At 55.4% G+C, this 2628-nt stretch carries 1 protein-coding gene; it reads left to right on the top strand.

The genetic code is table 11. The features are described from left to right. Nucleotides 1–410: 410 nt before the first annotated feature. Nucleotides 411–2153, top strand: a complete 1743-nt coding sequence (locus tag RE6C_RS25660; RefSeq protein WP_039963449.1) for an integron integrase — start codon at nucleotides 411–413, stop codon at nucleotides 2151–2153. Nucleotides 2154–2628: the final 475 nt, after the last annotated feature.

Genomic DNA, 2628 nt, shown 5'->3' with positions numbered 1-2628 from the left:
ATGTAATTACCTCCGGTTGGTCCGGAGATAAGGGTACGAGCAAGGCGTTATCGCTGGGTGTGCCTTCGGCATCATCGGTGACAGGCAGGGCGTTATCGCCGGTTGCATGGAGAACATATCTCCGGGGTGCCGGACTTATCGCCGGGTGGGTGGAGACGTCAGTATTGAGGCTTCCGAAAGGTGGGTCAAGCAAATCCAGCATTTTTTCGGGTGATGAGTTGACCTTCTTTGGGGCGGTGCGAAGAATCGGTGCAGTACCGCGGCGAACTTCCGCGAGGGACGTCAGAGTCGATGTCGCCAGAACGCCCTACGCTTTGAAAACGTTCGCCGGAGAGGGACGCGGTTGTCGGTTACGGCCGCGGGTCACTGGAACGGAATCGATTGTGCACGACTGGTTCGGCAGGTTCGCCATGCCGAGTCGGGCAACAGCGGAGAGCGATTCGATGACGCAAGCCGGTTATGCCGATGGGACTTGGCGTCAAAGCCAAGAGAAGTGGTCGAAGATCTGGTTCGAGAAAATGTGCCGTTTTCATGGCCGCAAACCTCGGCCAACTTGGGAATTCTCTCCGGAGGATGCGATTGCATTCCTGAAAGATCATGTGCGGCGGAAGACTCCCGCTTGGAAACGACTGAAGATCATCGAGTCGTTGATGTTTTACCGCCGGCACGTTCAGGCCGGCTCACCGGACGACCTGAAATTCATCCACACCAAACTGGAGTCACTCGCCAGGGAAGAAAAGATCAAGCGGATGTGCCAGGGCGAAGAGGAGGAGATTGACGACGTCGTCGGACACATTGATCCCAGGGAACCGGACATCATCCAAAACCTACGCCGGGCCACTCGGTTGCGTCACAACAAATTGGAGACGGAGCGGGCGTATGTTTCCAATGTTCGGGCATTCATGCGCGAGCGAGGGCTGAGGTGCCAAGCGGACTTTGACCAGATCAGTGCGGCCGATGTTGAAGATCATCTGACGAACCTAGCGGTCGATGGGGATGTCGCCGTGTCGACTCAGAACCGAGCGTTTTACGCCTTGCTGTATCTTTTCGAGCATGTTCTCAAACGGAAGATGGGCGAAGTCAATGCGATCCGCGCGAGCAAAGGGAAGCAGATCCCAACGGTTCTAAGCGAACTGGAGATTGGAACCATTTTCTCACGCCTGAAGGGCGTTCATCTGGTCATTGCCCAATTGCTCTACGGCAGCGGGATGCGAATCAGCGAAGCGTTGCGACTTCGTATGAAAGACCTTGATTTCGACCGCCGGGTGATTGAAGTGCACAACTCCAAAGGGGACAAGAGTCGTCTTGTTCCGATGCCCGAAGGTGTGGTCGCGGATCTTCGCTATTGGATGGAATCACGCCGGGTGCTGCATGAGCACGATCTGGACCAAGGGACTGCTTCGGTGTGTTTACCCAAGGCCCTGGAACGAAAGTACCCGTCGGCTGCCCGCGAATTGAAATGGCAGTTCCTGTTCGCTTCTGATCGACTTTCGCGTGATCCCAGAACACGAGTCCTACGGCGTCATCATTTGCACAAGGACACCTTTCCCGCCCAGCTGCGAGCAGCGGTGCAAAAGGCTGGCGTCGATAAACACGTCAGTGCTCATGTTTTCAGACACAGCTTCGCGACTCACTTGCTGCAGTCGGGAACGGATATCTGCACAATCCAGGAGTTGCTCGGACATGCGGACATCAAGACAACACGAATCTACCTGCACTCGCTCAACCGTGCGGACATTAGAGTGATCAGCCCACTGGATCGCATGATAGGGAAAAGTCCGGCGGGCTCGGCAATTCCAGTCGCAACTACCCCGAGGGCTGAGGTTCAGGCCGCCGAGGCCGAGGCACCGAAACAAGTCGGCCAGAAGTCCGGCGTGAGCCCCAAATGCACTGAACCGGCTCACTCGTCGAAGGGACTGGAACTTGAGCTATCTGCCCCCAGGGTGAGATCACCCGAGAGGTTCCAAATCGCCTCTGAGCGAGCTGAAGGAAACGCGTTAAATGATGCCGATCGCTCGAGTTCAACTCGATCAACCAGTCCACCTCAGTGCTTGGGGAAATCGCGAGAACGATTGAGGTGGTGGCAGCGAGTCTCAAACTGGAGGTTACTGCGTGCCTCAGTTGTCTCTGGGTTCGTGACAGCATTTACCTAAATTTCGCAGGCGTGATTCGAGCTGCCAGAAAACGGCATCGCTGTTGACTCAGCGGATTGGACCGTTCCAGCACTAGAAGAATGTTGCGAGGGCTTCTGCCGTCTCTTCGTAGCAAGCGATTCTGTCCGGATAAATTCCAACATCCCTTGCTTCGCTACCGATGAGAGACCTGCATTCCATTTCAGTCTCTGCAATAGCGTCTCACAACTTCGATGCCCCCGTCGACGGTGAGTGAGCGCCGATTGCATTCATCCCGTTTTGGATGCTTGTTAAGAATCGCCACGACATCTATGCACTACCACACCATACCGTCCAGAAATGCAACAGCTTCTTCCCATCAGCGTTGGTTTCTGGCAGTTCCTTTCCCGACAGTGGGCCACCATTCAGATCAGGCGTGCCGACTCACCCCCCTGTGCAACCTCAGGCATGGAACCGAACCAACGGATTTTTGACTACCTCAAACAGAAAACCTTCA

The sequence above is a fragment of the Rhodopirellula europaea 6C genome, assembly GCF_000338295.1.
Lineage (GTDB): Bacteria > Planctomycetota > Planctomycetia > Pirellulales > Pirellulaceae > Rhodopirellula > Rhodopirellula europaea.
The sequence above is the reverse complement of the archived record's forward strand: the minus strand, read 5'-3'. Positions and strand labels throughout refer to the sequence as shown.

Bases quoted from the DNA above. Each gene is read 5' to 3' on its own strand.
- RE6C_RS25660 (WP_039963449.1), top strand. From the start codon at position 411: ATGCCGAGTCGGGCAACAGCGGAGAGCGATTCGATGACGCAAGCCGGT.